Annotated in this window: 19 protein-coding genes; 8 read left to right on the top strand and 11 right to left on the bottom strand. The window is 29.0% G+C overall.

All coding sequences use genetic code 11. The annotated features are described in order from the left end of the window. Positions 1-191: OmpA family protein (locus ACH2BO_RS06910; protein ID WP_395044021.1), on the top strand; the 191-nt coding region annotated here is incomplete at its 5' end. 194 nt (positions 192-385) lie between these two features. On the opposite strand, the gene yajC is transcribed toward ACH2BO_RS06910, so the two are convergent. From yajC to ACH2BO_RS06890, 4 genes are all read right to left on the bottom strand, one after another. Next, positions 386-661 carry a preprotein translocase subunit YajC gene (gene yajC, locus ACH2BO_RS06905; RefSeq protein ID WP_395044020.1) on the bottom strand — a complete coding sequence of 92 codons (276 nt, stop codon included), beginning with the start codon at positions 659-661 and terminating at the stop codon, positions 386-388. Between the two features lie 3 nt (positions 662-664). Beyond that, positions 665-1168: a DUF1573 domain-containing protein gene (locus tag ACH2BO_RS06900; RefSeq protein WP_395044019.1), complete on the bottom strand. Its 504-nt coding sequence runs from the start codon at positions 1166-1168 to the stop codon at positions 665-667. Positions 1169-1178: 10 nt separating this feature from the next. Next, a complete protein-coding gene (nusB, locus tag ACH2BO_RS06895) occupies positions 1179-2084 on the bottom strand; it encodes a transcription antitermination factor NusB (protein WP_395044018.1) in 906 nt (301 codons plus the stop codon). 131 nt (positions 2085-2215) lie between these two features. Continuing rightward, positions 2216-3319, bottom strand: coding sequence for a Glu/Leu/Phe/Val dehydrogenase (locus tag ACH2BO_RS06890; protein WP_395044017.1), 1104 nt, complete (start codon positions 3317-3319; stop codon positions 2216-2218). A 195-nt stretch (positions 3320-3514) separates the two neighbouring features. Between ACH2BO_RS06890 and ACH2BO_RS06885 the strand changes: the two genes are divergently transcribed. Beyond that, positions 3515-5293 carry an ABC transporter ATP-binding protein gene (locus ACH2BO_RS06885; RefSeq protein ID WP_395044016.1) on the top strand — a complete coding sequence of 593 codons (1779 nt, stop codon included), beginning with the start codon at positions 3515-3517 and terminating at the stop codon, positions 5291-5293. A 67-nt stretch (positions 5294-5360) separates the two neighbouring features. Next, positions 5361-5738, top strand: coding sequence for a PUR family DNA/RNA-binding protein (locus ACH2BO_RS06880; RefSeq protein ID WP_395044015.1), 378 nt, complete (start codon positions 5361-5363; stop codon positions 5736-5738). A 269-nt stretch (positions 5739-6007) separates the two neighbouring features. Here ACH2BO_RS06880 and ACH2BO_RS06875 read toward each other — a convergent pair whose 3' ends face one another. Beyond that, a complete protein-coding gene (locus ACH2BO_RS06875) occupies positions 6008-6343 on the bottom strand; it encodes a tRNA-binding protein (RefSeq protein ID WP_395044014.1) in 336 nt (111 codons plus the stop codon). A gap of 116 nt (positions 6344-6459) precedes the next feature. Here ACH2BO_RS06875 and glgA point away from each other — a divergent pair, with 116 nt between their 5' ends. Both glgA and ACH2BO_RS06865 read left to right on the top strand, forming a co-directional pair. After that, positions 6460-7686 carry a glycogen synthase gene (gene glgA / locus ACH2BO_RS06870; RefSeq protein WP_395044013.1) on the top strand — a complete coding sequence of 409 codons (1227 nt, stop codon included), beginning with the start codon at positions 6460-6462 and terminating at the stop codon, positions 7684-7686. Between the two features lie 48 nt (positions 7687-7734). Continuing rightward, complete coding sequence (locus ACH2BO_RS06865) at positions 7735-9006, top strand: glucose-1-phosphate adenylyltransferase (RefSeq protein ID WP_395044012.1); 1272 nt, start codon at positions 7735-7737, stop codon at positions 9004-9006. Positions 9007-9148: 142 nt separating this feature from the next. Here ACH2BO_RS06865 and ACH2BO_RS06860 read toward each other — a convergent pair whose 3' ends face one another. After that, positions 9149-9514 (bottom strand): hypothetical protein, encoded by a 366-nt coding sequence (locus ACH2BO_RS06860; protein WP_395044011.1) that lies wholly within the window; start codon positions 9512-9514, stop codon positions 9149-9151. A 93-nt stretch (positions 9515-9607) separates the two neighbouring features. Further along, complete coding sequence (locus ACH2BO_RS06855) at positions 9608-10540, bottom strand: peptidylprolyl isomerase (protein WP_395044010.1); 933 nt, start codon at positions 10538-10540, stop codon at positions 9608-9610. 90 nt (positions 10541-10630) lie between these two features. On the opposite strand from ACH2BO_RS06855, the gene ACH2BO_RS06850 reads away from it, so the two are divergent. Both ACH2BO_RS06850 and ACH2BO_RS06845 read left to right on the top strand, forming a co-directional pair. Continuing rightward, positions 10631-11074: a DUF1569 domain-containing protein gene (locus ACH2BO_RS06850; protein WP_395044009.1), complete on the top strand. Its 444-nt coding sequence runs from the start codon at positions 10631-10633 to the stop codon at positions 11072-11074. 10 nt (positions 11075-11084) lie between these two features. Continuing rightward, a complete protein-coding gene (locus ACH2BO_RS06845; protein WP_395044008.1) occupies positions 11085-11900 on the top strand; it encodes a class I SAM-dependent methyltransferase in 816 nt (271 codons plus the stop codon). Positions 11901-11928: 28 nt separating this feature from the next. Here ACH2BO_RS06845 and ACH2BO_RS06840 read toward each other — a convergent pair whose 3' ends face one another. From ACH2BO_RS06840 to ACH2BO_RS06825, 4 genes are all read right to left on the bottom strand, one after another. After that, positions 11929-12753 (bottom strand): alpha/beta fold hydrolase, encoded by an 825-nt coding sequence (locus ACH2BO_RS06840; RefSeq protein ID WP_395044007.1) that lies wholly within the window; start codon positions 12751-12753, stop codon positions 11929-11931. A gap of 38 nt (positions 12754-12791) precedes the next feature. Then, positions 12792-13364, bottom strand: a complete 573-nt coding sequence (locus tag ACH2BO_RS06835; RefSeq protein ID WP_395044006.1) for a YdeI family protein — start codon at positions 13362-13364, stop codon at positions 12792-12794. Positions 13365-13373: 9 nt separating this feature from the next. Next, entirely contained in the window at positions 13374-14657 is a 1284-nt protein-coding gene (gene pepT / locus ACH2BO_RS06830) for a peptidase T (protein WP_395044005.1), read from the bottom strand. A gap of 444 nt (positions 14658-15101) precedes the next feature. Then, entirely contained in the window at positions 15102-17075 is a 1974-nt protein-coding gene (locus tag ACH2BO_RS06825; RefSeq protein WP_395044004.1) for a PAS domain-containing protein, read from the bottom strand. Positions 17076-17700: 625 nt separating this feature from the next. On the opposite strand from ACH2BO_RS06825, the gene ACH2BO_RS06820 reads away from it, so the two are divergent. Next, a complete protein-coding gene (locus ACH2BO_RS06820) occupies positions 17701-18237 on the top strand; it encodes a type 1 glutamine amidotransferase domain-containing protein (protein ID WP_395044003.1) in 537 nt (178 codons plus the stop codon). Positions 18238-18638: the final 401 nt, after the last annotated feature.

Genomic DNA, 18638 nt, shown 5'->3' with positions numbered 1-18638 from the left:
ACAGAAGAGCCAAATCAACTATGGCATGGTTAATCGCTAAAGGAATTGATAAATCAAGACTAACAGCCAAAGGATATGGTGAATCACAGCTAGTAAACGGCTGTGGTTGTGAGCCAACAAACGCATCAAGTTGCACTGAAGAACAACACCAACTTAATAGAAGATCTGAATTTATTATTACTAAAATGTAGATTATAAAATATACAATTGTTTAAACCCTAGAACTGAACATGCCCCAAAAAGTTAGACACTATTTGGGGCATTTTTTATGGAAAGAAAAAAAGTTTATTGAAAATATTTTCTATAAACTTTTTATAAACTCCAGATTTTAAAACACTTAAATGTAATTATCAAAATATTATTGACTAAATATTTTGATAAAAAATTATACTTTCTTATTAAGAGCTGCACTCATTTCTAATGAAATTGCAGATTTTTCCATTTTTAATTTTCCAGACATAGTTTCTATAACAACAGTAGTTTCTGCCATTTCAGATACTTTTCCGTGAAGACCACTTTTTGTTATTATTTTATCGCCAACTTTTAAATTAGTTTCAAATTCTTTTTCTTTTTTAGCTCTGTTTTGTTGTGGGCGAATCATAAAAAAATATAATACTCCAAAAAGAGCAATAAGTTGTAAAGGGAATGTGTAATTTTCCATAATTTATTTTTTAATTGAGTTTGTTATAGGAGATTTTTTTCTGGTTTTTCCTCCTGGAATTAATGCTTTAATTTTTAAGTTTTCTACACCTCGTTCTGTATTAGCATATACATAAATGGTTTTGCTCTGTTCTCCAAATTTGTTTTTAGAGTTAAAAGAAACTTTTATCTTACCTTCTTCACCAGGTTTTATTGGTTCTTTTGGAAACTCAGGTACTGTACATCCACATGAACCAAATGCTTTAGAAATAATTAAATCATTTTTTCCTGTGTTTTCAAATTTAAAAGAATATTTAACTTCGTTACCAGCTTTTATGATGCCAAAATCATGTTCTGTTTTCTCAAAAGTTATTACTGTTAACTTTTGTTTTGGTCTGTTTTCTGGAGCAACACCTGGCATTTCTTGTTTAGGTAAATCTAAAGATGTTTTTGGCACAACAAACTTTTTTTCTTTTTCACAAGAAGTGAATAAAATAATTGCGAAAGCAAAAATTAAAATATTTTTCATTTTTATTATTTTACATTAAACCTCTACCAACTTTATTAACCTTGTTTTTGGCTTGAAAATCTTTTACTAAATTATCTAAAATTCCGTTGATAAAATTACTGCTTTTTGGCGTAGAATATTCTTTTGCAAGTTCTAAATATTCGTTAATTGTTACTTTAAATGGTATTGATGGAAAATTTAAAAATTCGCAAATTGCCATTTTTAATATAATTGTATCAACTTCTGCAATTCTATCGATATCCCAATTTATAGTTTTATCGGCAAATTCTTTGGTTAAATTATCTTCATTTAAAACAGTTTTTCTAAATAATGTAATAGCAAAATCTTTGTCCTCATCATCTTTGTATAATTCTGAAATCTTGAAGTCACTTTCTTGTGAAAACTGTTTTAATTGTTTTAATATTTGAGTATTTACTACCGGAATATCATCAACCCATGTCAATTTATAATCTTCAAGATAAGAATAAAGTTTTTCATTTGGAGCAATAACATCCATAAATAAATCGGCAATAAAATAACGTTCATCATTATAATTAACCTCTACTTTAGTCATATAATTCTCATAACATTCACTTTGTTTTATATCTTGAAGCAGTAACAAAATTGTATCATCATTAGATTGCCAATTACTGATTTTTCTTTTTTCTAAAGCTATACTCAGCGAATTGTTTTCTTCTAATGCTAATAAAACAGGATTATTAATAAATCTTAAATTTGGATTGCGTTCTTCAGATGTTGAAAGGTGTTTTTTTCGTGCTAATTCAATATATTCAATTTCTTTTTTTCGAATTTCTGTTAAAGTAGATAACATAATCAAATATAAATCTAAGATACTCTCTAAACTATATAATAGAAATTTTTCTTGTTTTTCAAGATTATCTGAACCACTTTGATGCATCGCATAGATAGTTTGCATCACTTTTACTCGAATATGTCTTCTGTTTAGCACGGATAAGAACTTTTAATATTTTGGATAAAATAAACAAAGCGAAAGTTGTTGCTCTTTCGCTCTGCAAAAATAAAACTATTTTTTATAAAACACTTTACTTATTTAGCGTTTTCTTTTTTTCTTTTTTCAATTCTAATCTCGGCCAATGCCATTGCAGCTTTTTGTGGTGTTAAATTATTTGCTTTAGCATAATCGAAAATTTCTAATGTAGTATTATAAATATTTTCGGTTCTTCGCATAGATTCTGCTTTGTCATAATGTGCAATTTCTGCATAAACATTTATTATACCACCAGCATTAATTAAAAAATCTGGTGCATAAAGTATACCTCTTTCTTCTAGAATTGGACCATGAATATTTTCATTTGCAAGCTGATTATTTGCTGCTCCAGCAATAACTTTTGCATTTATTTTATAAACGGTATCGTCATTTATTGTAGCTCCAAGAGCACACGGTGAATAAATATCTACATCAGCAGCATATAAATCTTCTCCAGAAAAAATTGAAACTCCATATTTTTTACTCACTTCTTCCATTTTTGCTTGGTTGATATCTGCAATTTGTACCAAAGCACCTTCTTTAGTTAAATATTCAACAAGAGTTTCTCCAACATGACCAATTCCTTGAACAAGTATTTTTTTTCCGTCTAGTTTATTTGAACCAAATTGATATTTTGCTGCAGCTTTCATTCCCATATAAACTCCAAAAGCAGTTACTGGTGAAGGATTGCCCGAACCACCACGAGATTCTGAAATTCCAGTTACATATGGTGTTACATCACGAACTGTGTCCATATCTGCAGTTACCATCCCAACATCTTCGGCAGTAATATATCTTCCTGATAATGAATTTACAAATTCTCCAAATTTACGCATCATCTCTGGCGTTTTTTGGGTTTTTGCATCTCCAATAATTACAGCTTTTCCGCCACCAAGATTTAATCCTGTTATGGCAGATTTATAGGTCATTCCTCTAGATAAACGTAAAACATCATTTAATGCTTCCCATTCATTAGCATAATTCCACATTCTTGTTCCGCCTAATGCTGGACCTAAAACCGAATTATGGATACCTATTATTGCTTTTAATCCAGTATCTTTGTCGTTGCAAAAAACAATTTGTTCATGGTTATCAAATGATAATTGACCAAAGACTGGATCCATTTTTAAAAGTTCTTTTGGAGTTGTTATTTCGGATGTCATAGTTATGCTATTTGAGTTGCGACTTTATCAGTTAGTCAGAGCAAATTTAACTTATTATTCAAAATAATTCGCTTATTTTAATTTAAATTAGCATATTGTTAATAAAATTAAGTTTAAGTGAATATATAGAAATTGCATTATTATTAGCAAATTAACACATGTAGAACTAATACTACAGAGAATTTTATAATTTACATGAAGGAATTACAATATTTAAATAAATATTTTATCAAATATAAATACAGCTTTTTGCTTGGTATTTTAATTACAATAGTTGCACAAATTTTCCGACTTTTTACTCCAAAACTAATTAGAAAATCATTTGAAGCTATTGAGAATCATGATAAATTATCTGATCTTAAAAAAGCATCTTCCACTGTATCAGATTTATACAAAGCTGAAATAATAAATAATGTTTTATTGATTATTGGAACCGCACTTATTGCTGGTGTTTTAACCTTCTTGATGCGTCAAACATTAATTGTAATGTCGCGACATATTGAATTTGACTTAAAAAATGAAGTTTTTAAACATTATGAAGTTCTTGATCAAAATTTTTATAAAAAAAATAGAACTGGCGATTTGATGAATAGAATTAGTGAAGATGTTGGAAAAGTAAGAATGTATGTTGGTCCAGCTGTGATGTATACAATTAACACACTAATTACTTTTGCAATTGTTATTATATATATGTACAATGTTTCGCCTAAATTAACATTTTATACCCTATTACCATTGCCATTTTTATCTTTTATTATTTTTAAGATTAGTGTGATAATTAATAAACGAAGTACAATTTTTCAACAATATCTATCTAAAATATCTAGTTATACTCAAGAAGTTTTTTCTGGAATTAGAGTAATAAAAGCATACGGATTAGAAGAACAACATCAACAAAATATAATAAACCTTGCTCAAGAAAGCAAAACTAAAAGTATGAGTTTGGCCAATGTTCAATCATTTTTTGGTCCATTAATGATAACACTAATTGGTGTTAGTAACTTAGTTGTAATCTATTTTGGAGGAATGATGTATATCGATGGCTCTATAAAAAGTATTGGAACAATTGCCGAATTTATTTTATATGTAAACATGCTTACATGGCCAGTTGCTACAATTGGTTGGGTTTCATCATTGGTTCAAGAAGCCGAAGCATCACAAAAACGTATAAATGAATTCTTGAAAATTGAGCCAGAAATAAAAAACAATACTTCTGAAAACTCAATAATTAATGGTGAAATTGAATTTAAAAACGTGAGTTTCACTTTTGATGATACAAATATTGAAGCATTAAAAAATGTTTCCTTTAAAGTAAATAAAGGCGAAACTTTGGCCATTTTAGGAAAAACTGGTTCAGGAAAATCAACAATTATTACGTTATTAACACGAATACATGATATAAAAGAAGGAGCAATTTTTATAGATGGAAAACCAATTGATGAAGTAAATTTATTTGATCTGCGAAAAAGTATTGGTATCGTTCCTCAAGATGCATTTTTATTTTCAGATTCTATAAAAAATAACATTAAATTTGGTAAAGAAACCGCAACTGATGATGAAGTTTATGATGCTGCTAAAAAAGCAGTTGTTCATGATAATATTATAAATTTCAATCAGCAATACGAAACCATTTTAGGTGAACGAGGAATTACACTTTCTGGTGGACAAAAACAGCGTGTATCAATTGCAAGAGCAATAATAAAAAATCCTAAAATCTTACTTTTAGACGATTGTTTGTCTGCAGTTGATACTGAAACCGAAGAACAAATTTTGAATAATTTATTAGAAATCTCTAAAGATAAAACTACAATAATTGTAAGTCATAGAGTTTCATCGGCAAAAAACGCAGACAAAATTATTATTCTCGAAGACGGAAAAATTATTCAACAAGCAACTCATAATCAATTAGTAAACCAAGAAGGATATTATAAAGAGTTATATTTTAAACAACTTTCTGAAAAAGAAGTAGAATAATTGTTGCATCGTAAGTTTTTTTTTATGATTTTTGGTAGAAGAAAAACTACTAATTGAGAAAAAGAATATGAGAGAAAATGATATGTTAGAAAAAGACGAAATTTTTTCTAAAGTACTAAGAGCAGGACGAAGAACTTATTTTTTTGATGTAAGAGCTACTAAAGCAGACGATTACTACATTACCATTACCGAAAGTAAAAAATTTACCGAAGAAGATGGTTCGTTTCATTTTAAAAAGCACAAAATTTATTTATACAAAGAAGATTTTACCGCTTTTAAAGAAATTTTAGACGAAATGACATCATTTGTATTAAACAATAAAGGAGAAGAAGTAATATCTGAAAGACACCAAAAAGATTTTAAAAAAGAATATGCTTTAGAATCTGAACATGAAACTCCAAGAGTTGAAAAGAGTTTTACAGATATTGACTTTGATGATATTTAAAAATAAGAAAAGTCCAAAAAAAAATATATTTTTTGGACTTTTTTAATTATATAAATTATGAAAAAAATACTACTATTTCTTAATAAATATGCCGTTCAATTTAATCTTATTTGTATTGTATTTTGGCTGTATATTATTTACATAAATTACAAAGAAATTAATATTGAAAACTCCTTTGATGAACGAAAAAAGTTCTTTATTATACCAGTTTTATTTATTTGTTTATCTATTTTTAATATATTTATGTTTTTTAAACGAAAAAAAAGAGCTTAGCCAATTCTCAAACCATTTTCAACTTTCAAATCAGAAGTAAGTAATACAATATTTTCATTGTTTACTGAGCCAAGCACTAAACATTCGCTAAAAAATTTTCCAATTTGTTTCTTTGGAAAATTAATAACTGCAATAATTTGTTTTCCAATTAAATCTTCTTTAGAATATTGTTTAGTAATTTGTGCTGACGATTTTTTAATACCAATTTCATTTCCAAAATCTATACTTAGTTGATAAGCTGGCTTTATAGCTTCTGGAAAATCATTTGCTTCTAAAATTGTTCCTACTCGCATTTCTATTTTTTCAAAATCATTCCACATAATTGGTTCCATAAAATCATATTTATTTACAAAAATACAAATTGTATAGTTTTTATATAAGTTAAAAAGTGAAATGATTAAATTAATTCCTTAATTTTATAATTCATAATTTTTGACAAAAAACCTATATGAAAATAGCACTTTTTTCAAATGAATTTCCTCCCAATATTTATGGTGGCGCTGGTGTACATATAGATTTTTTAAGTAACCAATTGTCTAAACTCGCACAAGTTGAAGTTCGATGTTTCGGAAATCAATTGGAAAAAAAAGAAACTATGAACATCATTGGAATTAATTCATCGTTAACCCAAATGGATGATGAATCAAATTCGCATATAAAAATGTTTCATAATTTGAGTAAAAATGTTGAAATGTCCCATCATACTTTACAAGCAGATATTATTCATTGTCACACTTGGTACACGCATTTGGCAGGAATTTTTTCAAGAGAATTGTTGCAAGTTCCTTTAATTTTGACAACACACAGTTTAGAAATCCATCGACCTTGGAAAGTTGAACAATTAGGTAATGGTTATTTTCTTTCTCGATGGATTGAAAATCATGCTTACAACACAGCCGATGGCGTAATTGCTGTAAGTCAACAAATGAAAACCGATGTTGTAGAAGCTTACGGAATCAATCCTGATAAAGTAACTGTAATACACAACGGCATTGATCCTGAATTTTATAAACCAACATTTGACAACAATTTGTTATTAGAATATGCAATAAATCCAGAAATTCCATTTGTACTTTTTGTAGGAAGAATTACACGTCAAAAAGGTATTTCGCAATTGATTTCGGCAGCAAAATATTTCAATAAAAATTGTCAAATCGTACTTTGTGCTGGAGCTCCAGATACTGAAGAAATTGCCAAAGAAACTGAAAATTTAATACAAGAATTAAAATCGCACCGAGACGGAATTATATTAATTTCTGAAATGCTTCCGAGAGAGAAAGTAAAAGTGCTTTATAGTCATGCAAGAGTTTTTGCTTGTCCATCGTTATATGAACCTTTCGGGATAATAAATCTTGAATCATTGTCATGTGAAACTCCTGTTGTAGGAAGTGCCGTTGGTGGAATTCCAGAAATTATTACTGAAGGTGAAACAGGTTTTTTAATTCCGTTAGAAAGTGTTTCAAGAACCGATTTTAATCCTAAAAATCCTGAAGAATTTCAAAAGAATTTTGCCTCTAAAATTAATTTATTATTAAATGATGAAGCTTTAGCAAATTCAATGGGAAAAGCAGGAAGAAAAAGAGTTTTAGAAAATTTTAGTTGGGAATCAATTGCTAAAACTACTTATAATTATTACCAAGAAGTGATTTCAAAATTCGAAAGAGAAAAAGCATAAACTAACAAAGAGGATGAGATTGCCACTTTCCTCGCAAAGACATAAAAGATGAATATAAGTACATTAGCCATTATTTTGGGTGGCGGAAAAGGTTCAAGATTATTTCCACTAACAGCAAGTCGTTCAAAACCAGCAGTACCAATTGCAGGAAAATATCGTTTGGTTGATATTCCTATTTCCAATTGCATAAATTCTGACATCAAAAGAATGTTTGTTTTAACTCAATTTAATTCTGCTTCATTAAATCAACATATTAAAAATACATATCATTTTAGTCATTTCAGTACTGCATTTGTTGATATTTTAGCTGCTGAACAAACGCCAGATAATACAACATGGTTTCAAGGAACAGCCGATGCAGTGCGACAATGTATGAATCACTTTTTGAAACACGAATTTGAGTATGCTTTAATTTTATCAGGTGATCAATTGTATCAAATGAATTTTAACGAAATGATAAAAGAACATCATGAAAGTGGTGCCGACATTTCGATTGCAACTTTACCAGTCAAAGCTAATGAAGCTACTGAATTTGGAATTTTGAAAACCGATTCAGATAATTTTATAACTTCATTTATTGAAAAACCAGATATAAGTTTGTTACCCGAATGGACTTCTGAAGTAAGTGAAGAATCAAAAGCTGAAGGAAAACATTATTTAGCATCAATGGGAATTTATATTTTTAACAGAAAACTGTTAATTGAATTGATGTCTAACCAAGAAACGAAAGATTTTGGTAAAGAAATTATTCCGCAAGCAATTGGAAAAAGCAAAATATTAAGTTATCAATATGAAGGTTATTGGACAGATATAGGAAATATTGATTCCTTTTTTGAAGCCAATTTAGGTTTGACAGATGACATTCCAAAATTTAATTTATTTGACAATTCAGGTAAAATTTATACTCGTGCTAGGGTTTTACCACCATCAAAAATCACTGGTGGAACAACCGTTGACAAATCAATTATTGCTGAAGGTTGCATCATCAACAGAACTAAAATTGAACATTCTGTAATAGGTATTCGAACAAGAATCAATAGAGATTCAATTATTACAAATTCCTATTTGATGGGAAACGATTATTATCAAAATTTAGATGAAATTAGTCATAACATTTATAATAACATTACTAATATCGGTATTGGAGAGCGTTGCTTTATAAATAACACAATTGTAGATAAAAACTGTAAAATTGGTAATGATGTAAAACTCAATGGAGGAAAACATTTAAAAGATGCCAACACAGATTTATACACTATAAAAGATGGAATTATTGTAATAAAAAAAGGAGTCACTTTAATAGATGGTTTTACAATATAAATTTTAAAAAGCCCAGAAAAAATATTTTTAGGGACTTATTTTTTTAAAATTTTCTTAATAGTAACTTCAAGTTGTATGTAAGCTTTTATTCGAAGATTGAAAGGTACAATCTTAAGTTAAACAGAAAAAAATATATTTCTATTTAACTTTTAGTTACATAATTGTAAATTTTTATTCTTTCTTGGTCAGAAATCTCTGCTTTTATTTGCATACTCAACATTATTGGATGCCAATTTTCGACTGTATGATCTTTTGGATTTGGCAAATCGTGACAATTTGCACATTTACTTTCAAATAAACTTTTACCTTCTGCAAGTTCATCCATATATTCTTCAACTGATGAAACTGAAGACACAGTTGGTCCAATAATTTCTGGATTTATAGTTTCAATTTCTTTTACAGCAACGGTTTTAGTTTCAACTGGAGTAGTTGGTGTAGTAATTGATTTTGATGTTCCACATGAATAAATAACCACCATTAATAATGCAATTGCTATTAATTTTTTCATATTTTTTTAAATTATTATTTAGTAAATATAAAAAAAAATCTCAATAGTATAACCATTGAGATTTTAAAATTTATTTTAGATTTTTTTGTCTAACTATTTAACATCCATTAGTTCTACATCAAAAACTAACATAGCATTTGGAGGAATAACTCCGCCAGCACCACTTGCTCCATATCCTAAATAGGACGGAATTACAAAGCGTGCTTTGTCGCCAACTTGCAATAAAGCAATTCCTTCATCCCAACCTTCAATAACTTGACCTTGACCAAGTTTAAATTCGATTGGTTTTTTTCTTGGATATGATGAATCAAATACTTTTCCAGTTTCTAATGAACCTTCATAATGAACAGAAACTGTTTTACCACTTTCTGCTTTTTTTCCATTTCCTTTTTGAATCATTTTATAACGCAAACCACTTTCTGTTTTATCAAAACCAGCTGCTAGTTTTTCCATTGATTCTTCTGCCAGTTTTTTAGCTTCTTCAATTTTTTTCAATCTAGAACCTTCAAAAGTTCTAAAAGCTTCAATAGCATTCCATTTTTGGGCTTCATCACCAACTCTAATTATTTCTAGAGTTTCAAGTACATCACCTTGTGCAACAGCATCAACAATGTCTTGACCTTCAACTACATTTCCAAAAACTGTGTGCTTATTATCTAACCAGTTTGTTGGAACATGAGTAATATAAAACTGTGAACCGTTACTTGCCGGACCAGAATTAGCCATTGCTAAAACTCCAGGTGTATTGTGTTTTAATGTTGGATGAAACTCATCTTCAAAGCTATAACCTGGACCACCAGATCCAATTCCTTGAGGACAACCACCTTGAATCATAAAATCTGGAATAACTCTATGAAATTTCAAACCATCATAATATTTTGTTCCCATTGGTTTAGCCGAATTTTCTAGTTGACCTTCAGCCAATCCAACAAAATTTCCAACCGTTCCTGGTGTTAAATCGTGAGTAAGTTTTACTAAAATTGAACCTTTTGAGGTATTAAATTTAGCATATATTCCGTTTTCCATTTTTTAGTTATTATTAATTTTGTGCAAAGGTAAAATATTATTGCAAATAATTTCTAAAATCGTACATTTGATTAATTCTAAAAAAAAAATATGAATTCAATTTTTGAAAAATCTTCTAATGATTTAATTATAAATAGAATAAAATTATTGACTCCAGAATCTAAAGCATTATGGGGAAAAATGTCTGTTGACCAAATGTTTAAACATACCAACGAAGCTGTTATTGTTGCATTTGGCGAGAATGAACTTAAAGTAAATTTTGTTTTTAAACTTCTCGGAAGAATGATGAAAAACAAAGTTTTTAATTCAGAATTCAAGAAAAATAGCCCAACCGCAAAGGAATTTATTTTTAAAGAAAAATATGATTTTGAAACTTCTAAAAATGAATTAATTAAAAATTATAGTCGTTTTGCTCAAGGTGAATCTTCAATTAAATTAATGAATCATCCTTTTTGGGGAAAAATGACACATGAAGATTGGAGCAAACTAATGTTTAATCACGTTGATCATCATTTAAGACAATTTGGAGTTTAAGAAAAATAAGATGGAAGAAAATCACGATTATATAAATATTAATAAACAAACTTGGAACAATAAAACAGATGTTCATATTGCTTCAGATTTTTATGATATGGAAGGTTTTATGAATGGAAAATCAACATTAAATTCTATTGAATTAGAATTATTGGGCGATATAACAGGAAAGAAAATTTTGCATTTGCAATGTCATTTTGGTCAAGACACATTATCATTAGCGCGGCTTGGAGCAAAAGTTACAGGAATAGATTTGTCTGACAAAGCAATTGAAAGAGCAATAGAAATTGCAAAAAAGTTAGAGATTGATGCTACATTTATTTGTTGTGATGTTTATGATGCACCAAAGTTTCTAGACGAAAAATTTGATATTGTTTTTACAACTTATGGAACAATTGGTTGGTTTCCAGATTTAAATAAATGGGCAAATGTAGTTTCACATTTTTTAAAACCAACTGGTAAATTTGTCTTTGCAGAATTTCATCCAGTAGTTTGGATGTTTGATAATGATTTTAAAACAGTTTTCTATAATTACTTTAATGTTGAACCAATTGTTGAAGATGAATCTGGAACTTATGCTGACAGATATTCTGAAATTACTTCACAAACAATTACTTGGAATCATCCCATTTCAGAAGTCTTGAATGCACTTATAAAAAGCGGTTTAGAGATTAACTCTTTTAACGAATTTGATTATTCACCATTCAATTGTTTTAATGAAACAGAAGAATTTGATTCCGAAGGTTTGGGAAGAAAATTCAGAATTAAACATTTTGTAAATAAGATTCCGATGGTATATTCTTTGCTGGCAACTAAAAAATTGTAGAAAACTAAATTTTAAATTCAATAATAATTTATTCTTTTAAATTCAAAAGTTTGTTTCTAATAGTTTCATGATTTTCCCAAGGAATAAAATGATTGCCATTTTTTATAGAAATTACTTCAATAGATTTAGCATTTATGAATTCTTTTTCAATAAAGGCAACGTTACTATAAGGAACTAATTCATCTTTGGTTCCATGAATAATAATTACATCGGTTGTAATTTTATATAGATTTGGTTTCATATTTATCAAATCTTTTTTTAGCCACCATAATTCATCATTTGCAGGTTTTAATGCTCCGGGAACAATATATCTAAATGGTTTTGTCATGAAAAATGGTCTCCATTTTTCAGTATTTTCTACCTCTGGATTAATTGATCCAGCAAGAATAATAATTTGTTTATATGCATTTGGTTTGTCAATTGCCATTTTCACAATTGTTGGTCCGCCATAAGAATGACCAATTAAATAAATGTTTTTATTGTTATTTATTTTAGTTATAAACTCTTCAATAACAATTGATTGCTCATATAAATTTTGTGATTTTCCAAAATTGCTATATCCAAAACCTGGCCTATCTATTGCAACCATTCTATATTTTTTTAGCAATAAAGTATCTTTAAGATATTCTTTAAAGTTATCCCAACTTCCAGGTGAACCATGAACAAAAAATAGGGTAGGATTGTCTTCTAAACCAGTTTGAATGTAATGAATTTTGAGTTCTCCAATAACTATCGTACTGTCAATATAATTTATTTTTGAAGCTTGAAAAAATGTTTTGGTTTTAGAAGCACTTGTTCGCATCGTCATGCATGATTGACACATAATGAGATAACTTACTAAAAGTAAACTCATGAAGATTTTTATCTTATGTTGTTTTATAAAATAAATTTTCATCGGTATTTGTCATTCAAACCAATTTTTTGCATAATCATTGGTTTAATTTTTTCTAGTCTAGAGATTTTAGTTTTTTCTTGCTTGGCAGTATCAATATATTCTAAAAATTCTTTTTGTTTAAAAGGTGTAAATTTATTAAAAGCAGTCGCTAAATGTTCATCATTTTTAAGTTCATTATTAAAAAAATCCGAAAGTATAACTTCTTTTTTTTCTGGTTTATGACTTAAACCATTTATTTCATTTTCTATAGCTTCTTTTACATAATTTAATAGTAACTTCTCGTTGATTTCTAATTTAGAATCAAAGCGCCATTGTCTCAATGCTTTAGTAGTATCTGTGGCTGCAATTAGAACTTTGGCTTTATCTTTTAGAAAAACACCATTCATGAACCAAACACCAAAATAAGACTTAAAACCACCAATTCCAATAATGTTTTTATTGTTGTAGGTATATATTATTCCAACCCATTTTTTGGTTTCTATTAATTCAGTTTTATCAAGAATTGTTTTAATAATTTCCAATTCTTCTTCCCACTGATTTACTTTATTCCAAATGTGCTTTTCTTCCATGAGATAAAATTACTTTTTCTTCTTACCTTTTGATTTCTTATTTTTTTTAGAAAAATCTGTTGAAGCAGTCAATTGAGCAATTTTCACTATTACATCTACTGCTTTTTGCATACTTTCTACTGGAACATATTCATATTTTCCATGAAAATTGTGTCCACCAGCAAAAATATTTGGACAAGGCAAACCCATATATGATAATCTTGAACCATCAGTTCCGCCACGAATTGGTTTTATCAAGGGTTTTATCCCTAATTGTTTCATGGCTTTTTCGGCCAAATCAACAATAAACATCATTGGTTCAACTTTTTCTTTCATGTTGTAATATTGATCTTTTACTTGTGCAATACAAATATCTTCACCAAATTGTTTAGCAAATTTTTTATTGATTTTTTTTGCAATAGAAAGTACAATTTCTTTTCGCTTTTTAAATAATTTTGCATCATGATCACGAATAATTAATTCTAATTTAGTTTCTTCAATACTTCCAGAAAGTCCAGTTACATGATAAAAACCTTCATAATTTTTGGTTTCTTGAGGGATTTCATTCTTTGGTAACTCATTAATAAAATCATTTGCAATAAGCATAGAATTTATCATTTTTCCTTTGGCATAACCAGGATGAACACTTTTACCTTTAAAAATTATTTTGGCTCCAGCGGCATTAAAATTTTCATATTCTAATTCGCCAATCTGACTTCCATCCATAGTGTATGCCCATTGTGCTCCAAATTTTTCTACGTCAAAAATATCAGCGCCACGACCAATTTCTTCATCTGGAGTAAAGCCAACTCTAATTTTTCCGTGTTTTATTTCTGGATGCTGCATTAGGTATTCCATAGCGGTTACAATTTCGGTCAAACCAGCTTTATCATCTGCTCCAAGAAGAGTCAAACCGTTTGTAGTTATTAGAGTTTGACCTTTATAAAGTAACAAATCTTTGAAATACTTAGGTGAAAGAATAATATTTTTTTCTTTATTTAATACTATATCTTTTCCGTCATAATTTTTTATTAACTGCGGTTTTACATCTTTTCCTGTAAAATCAGGCGAAGTATCATAATGAGAAACAAAACCAATTGTTGGAACTTCATGGTCAACATTACTTGCTAAAGTTCCCATAACATAACCATTTTTATCAATAGTAACGTCGCTTAAACCTATAGTTTTTAATTCTTTAACTAATAGATTGGCAAGAACCAATTGTTTTTTTGTACTTGGTGTTGTGTCAGAATTTGCATCCGATTCTGTATCGATAGTTACGTAGCTTATAAAACGGTCTATAATATGTTGCATATTTTTTTAATTTAACTAAAGCAAATATACAAATAGAAGTTTTATTTATGGTTAATAATTTAAAGAAGAGTTTTAGGGTTTGTTATTAAAATGATTTACATCAAACAATAAATTAATATTGAGATGATAAACTGTATACTAAAAGTATTTTCGTTTGATTCATAAAAGGTATTACTTTCAGATTTTATTAAAACCATTTGAAGAATAATTCAATCTGGCAACGCTATTTATTAAGTATAACAATTTGTTGGGCTGATAAATCAAAATTGATAATCAAAAAGATTAACATTCTTCTTTAAATGCATAATCATACTTAACTTTTCTATCCATAAAAAATGCCCCAAATAGTGTCTAACTTTTTGGGGCATGTTCATAATCAATGCAAATTATTTCATCCAATAATAGCAAAAGGATTTATTTTTATAAATATAGGCAAATCTTTATTCATCCATTTTTTTTGAAACCTATTGATTGTTTATACTTTAGAGCTGTTGTTTTTAGTTCTTCTTCCAACTCTTTATATTTACTGATGTCTTTTATTGTGACCACTGCAACGACAATTTTGTTGTTTTCGTCCATCAGTGGCCTACCACTTATTAGGACTCTTCTTTTTTTCTTTGTAATTGAGTGCAAAAGAACAAGCTCAACGTCATCTGTTGCTTCTCCTTTTAATGCCCTTTCCATTGGAAGGTTTTGTGAAGGGAATACCGTTTTTCCATCAGGAAAATAAAGTTCAAAATGACTGGCTAAATTTGGAGTTATTTTTTCATCTGCACCGTTTTCATATAATTTACTAACCATGTCGTTTACCATAATTACTTTTTTATCACTATTTGCGACAATAACACCTTCTCCAATGTTTTCGAGAATCAGTGTTAATTTTTCTTCGTTTTTTTGCAGATCGTCAATTGCTTTTTTTGTTTCAGTAATATCTCTTACAAAGCCAATAAAAAAATCTTTTCCTTCCGTTTTGAAAGGTGAAACGCTTAGGGCAATTGGAAATTCGAAGCCCTTTTTATTAACCGCTTCTATCTCAAGTGTGTGATTTATGATTGGGCCGACACCTGTCATTAAAAAATTTTCTATTCCTTTCTTATGCAATTCTACAAAACGTTTAGGTATTATAAATTCATATAAAGGTTTTCCTATAACTTCAACTTCAAGCCATCCAAAGAGAAATTCTGACCTTGGGTTCCATTTTATGATTTTACTTTCAGAATCAATTACAATAACGGGATCTGGAGCATTGTCAAATATGCTTTTTATTTGTTGTTCATCGTCTATTAATTTTTGATTAATAATATTGAGTTTTTCTTCGTTCATCTTCCTTTTGGAAATGTCGTGTAAGACGGTAAAGGTCATTCCTGTGCCACCGTCAGGAGATAACCTCGCTTCAACCCATATATATGAACCAGTTTTTGATAGCATAGGAATTATAAGATTTGGTAAACCGATTTCCTCTTTCACAGGATTGTTGAATCTCTCTTTTGTTATTTCTGTATAATCGGGATGAATAATATCTAAAAGGGATATTTTCTCTAAGTCATTTTGAAAGTAACCCAAAATCTTTGTAAAGGCAGGGTTAATTTTAATGATTTTCATATCTTGAGTGACAAAAAAAGGATCAAATGCTATTTCGAAAAAATTATTGACGATTTCTAAAGAATTTTCAATTTCTTTTTGACTAGTAACATTTCGCCCTACAGCATATAATAATCCGTTGGGAACATCAGGAGAAACAGACCATGAAATCCATTTTACAGATCCGTCTTTAGCCATCCATCGATTTTCGAACTGAATGGTTGTTACGCCTGACTTAAGTTTATCTACTTCCAAGCTTGTAATTTCATGGTCTTCGGGAAGCATATAAGTGAAAAATGTTCCGCTTAGTAATTCTTCCTCTGAATAACCAAGTGTATGAACCATCGCCGGGTTAACCTTAATAAATTTGTCCATCGAGGCAATTAGCACAATATCCAATGACATTTCAAAGAATTTGTTGCCCGCTATTAAGGAGTTTTCTAATTTTTTTCGTTCGTTTATTTCTGTTGAAATCCCACCAATGGCATAAATCCTTGCGGCTTTATTGAACAATGGAAATTTGACTACAATATAAGTGTGAATACCGTCCTTTTGTTCAATAGTTTCCTCGGTTTGGAGTTCACTTCGCGCTTTAGCGACATCATAGTCAGAATTTCTTTTAGCATCAGCGAGATCTTGAGGCAGCAAGTCATGATCAGTTTTTCCTATTATTTCATTATCAGTGGTTTGTAATAAGGATTTGTATTTTTTATTGACTAAGATATATTCTCCATCCATTTTTTTAATAAAGATGCCGTTGGGACTGGCGTCAATGAAATCCTGAAAGAGTTTTTTGTTTTCAGAAAGTTGGCTTTCAGAAATTTTTCCTTCAGCCATCTGTCTTCGTATAATGTAGTATACTACAATTAATAAAATGGACGAAAAGGCAAATAAAGTAAATTCGAGCCAATTTAATATTGTATTCGAGGCAAGACTTCTTTGGCTGTTAAACCGAAAAGCAAAAACTAGTGTTGAAATGAAAACAAACAATAAATTAATTACGAAACCAAACAATATTTTTTTTTCAAATGAGATTTTCATGGTAATATCTTTAAATTCAACATATACCCTAATTTAAAGTTCTGCACTTACATCTCTCAAAGATAGTCAATTATCATCCTTTATCAAATTAGGTTAATATTTTATTATCGTGAATTAACCTACATGACAATAATTCAAACTAAATACCTATTTTAAAATCAAACAATAGATCCGATAAGAAAGAAACAAATGCCAAGAGAATGAATCTTGTGAAGTTGTTTCATTTTAAACTCTATATGGACGATATGTAAATTTAAAATATTTTATTAGACTAGAATGTTTAATAAATTGCAATAACTTTGATTATTTCTTTAACATAGGTTTATTATATCTTTAACATAGAAATTTTTTTCCTTTGATTAAATTTACTGGTCAATTGTACAATGATATTAAATAATTATTAACTTTTAAATTCAATGTGATGATTAAGAAAGTAGCCATATTGGCAACAAGCGGATTTGAGGAAAGCGAATTGAGATCTCCAAAAGAATATTTGGAAAAAGAAGGATTTACAGCGCATATCGTTAGCCTTAAGAAAGGAAGTATAAAATCCTGGAACTTGAAAGACTGGGGAAAAGATTACCCAGTGGATTTTACTCTTAATGAAGTAACTTCAAAAGATTATGATGCATTAGTGTTACCTGGATGTGCTATAAATCCAGACAAATTACGAACTGAAGAAAATGCGATGACTTTTGTAAAAGGATTTTTCAATGAAAAAAAACCAGTAGCAGCATTTGCAGAGGGAACACATATTTTAATTAATGCTGAAGTGGTAAAAGGCAGACAAGTGACATCTGACCTTTCAACAAAAAGAGATTTAGTCAATGCAGGAGCTATTTGGAAAGACCAGGAAGTCGTTGTTGACAAAGGTTTGGTAACAGGCCAAACTATAAAAGATCTTCCGACATTTAATAAAAGAATGGTCGAAGAGATTAAAGGAAAAATGTATTCCTAATAAGATTTAGCTTAGACTTTCACAGTTCTTTTTTAACTTAAATATAAAAGCCATCCCAAAAGATGGCTTTTTCCTTTTTTATGGATCATAATTACTTTTTTTTAATATAGGATATCACTAGTGTTTGCATAAAATAAGTTGAAAAACAGTAGGTTATAATTATGTTCGTTGACATTATTGTAATCTAAATTTATAATTGTTTCATTTATTGGTTTTTTATTGAGTTTTGGTGCTGATAAAATTTTGGAATTTGTAAATTGAACAATTAATTATTAAATCTTTGCAATTGTCATTATAGAATTTTGTTCAAAGGAACGCAATTTTTTCATCCAATAGGTAATTGAAGAGCGAGAAATTCCATGCAACTTGGCTGCATAATTAACCGAAATCTGACCGTTTGT

The sequence above is a fragment of the Flavobacterium sp. genome, from assembly GCF_043773265.1.
In the GTDB taxonomy this organism is placed as follows: domain Bacteria; phylum Bacteroidota; class Bacteroidia; order Flavobacteriales; family Flavobacteriaceae; genus Flavobacterium.
Note: the sequence above shows the minus strand (reverse complement) of the source record. Positions and strands in the feature narration are given on the sequence as shown.

Coding starts and splice junctions, on each gene's coding strand:
- ACH2BO_RS06825 (WP_395044004.1), bottom strand. CDS start 17,075: ATGGCTGAAGGAAAAATTTCTGAAAGCCAACTTTCTGAAAACAAAAAA.
- ACH2BO_RS06855 (WP_395044010.1), bottom strand. CDS start 10,540: ATGGAAAACGGAATATATGCTAAATTTAATACCTCAAAAGGTTCAATT.
- glgA (WP_395044013.1), top strand. CDS start 6,460: ATGAAAATAGCACTTTTTTCAAATGAATTTCCTCCCAATATTTATGGT.
- nusB (WP_395044018.1), bottom strand. CDS start 2,084: ATGCAAACTATCTATGCGATGCATCAAAGTGGTTCAGATAATCTTGAA.
- ACH2BO_RS06865 (WP_395044012.1), top strand. CDS start 7,735: ATGAATATAAGTACATTAGCCATTATTTTGGGTGGCGGAAAAGGTTCA.
- ACH2BO_RS06835 (WP_395044006.1), bottom strand. CDS start 13,364: ATGGAAGAAAAGCACATTTGGAATAAAGTAAATCAGTGGGAAGAAGAA.
- ACH2BO_RS06845 (WP_395044008.1), top strand. CDS start 11,085: ATGGAAGAAAATCACGATTATATAAATATTAATAAACAAACTTGGAAC.
- ACH2BO_RS06890 (WP_395044017.1), bottom strand. CDS start 3,319: ATGACATCCGAAATAACAACTCCAAAAGAACTTTTAAAAATGGATCCA.
- ACH2BO_RS06885 (WP_395044016.1), top strand. CDS start 3,515: ATGAAGGAATTACAATATTTAAATAAATATTTTATCAAATATAAATAC.
- ACH2BO_RS06850 (WP_395044009.1), top strand. CDS start 10,631: ATGAATTCAATTTTTGAAAAATCTTCTAATGATTTAATTATAAATAGA.
- ACH2BO_RS06840 (WP_395044007.1), bottom strand. CDS start 12,753: ATGAGTTTACTTTTAGTAAGTTATCTCATTATGTGTCAATCATGCATG.
- ACH2BO_RS06820 (WP_395044003.1), top strand. CDS start 17,701: ATGATTAAGAAAGTAGCCATATTGGCAACAAGCGGATTTGAGGAAAGC.
- yajC (WP_395044020.1), bottom strand. CDS start 661: ATGGAAAATTACACATTCCCTTTACAACTTATTGCTCTTTTTGGAGTA.
- ACH2BO_RS06875 (WP_395044014.1), bottom strand. CDS start 6,343: ATGGAACCAATTATGTGGAATGATTTTGAAAAAATAGAAATGCGAGTA.
- pepT (WP_395044005.1), bottom strand. CDS start 14,657: ATGCAACATATTATAGACCGTTTTATAAGCTACGTAACTATCGATACA.
- ACH2BO_RS06880 (WP_395044015.1), top strand. CDS start 5,361: ATGAGAGAAAATGATATGTTAGAAAAAGACGAAATTTTTTCTAAAGTA.
- ACH2BO_RS06860 (WP_395044011.1), bottom strand. CDS start 9,514: ATGAAAAAATTAATAGCAATTGCATTATTAATGGTGGTTATTTATTCA.
- ACH2BO_RS06900 (WP_395044019.1), bottom strand. CDS start 1,168: ATGAAAAATATTTTAATTTTTGCTTTCGCAATTATTTTATTCACTTCT.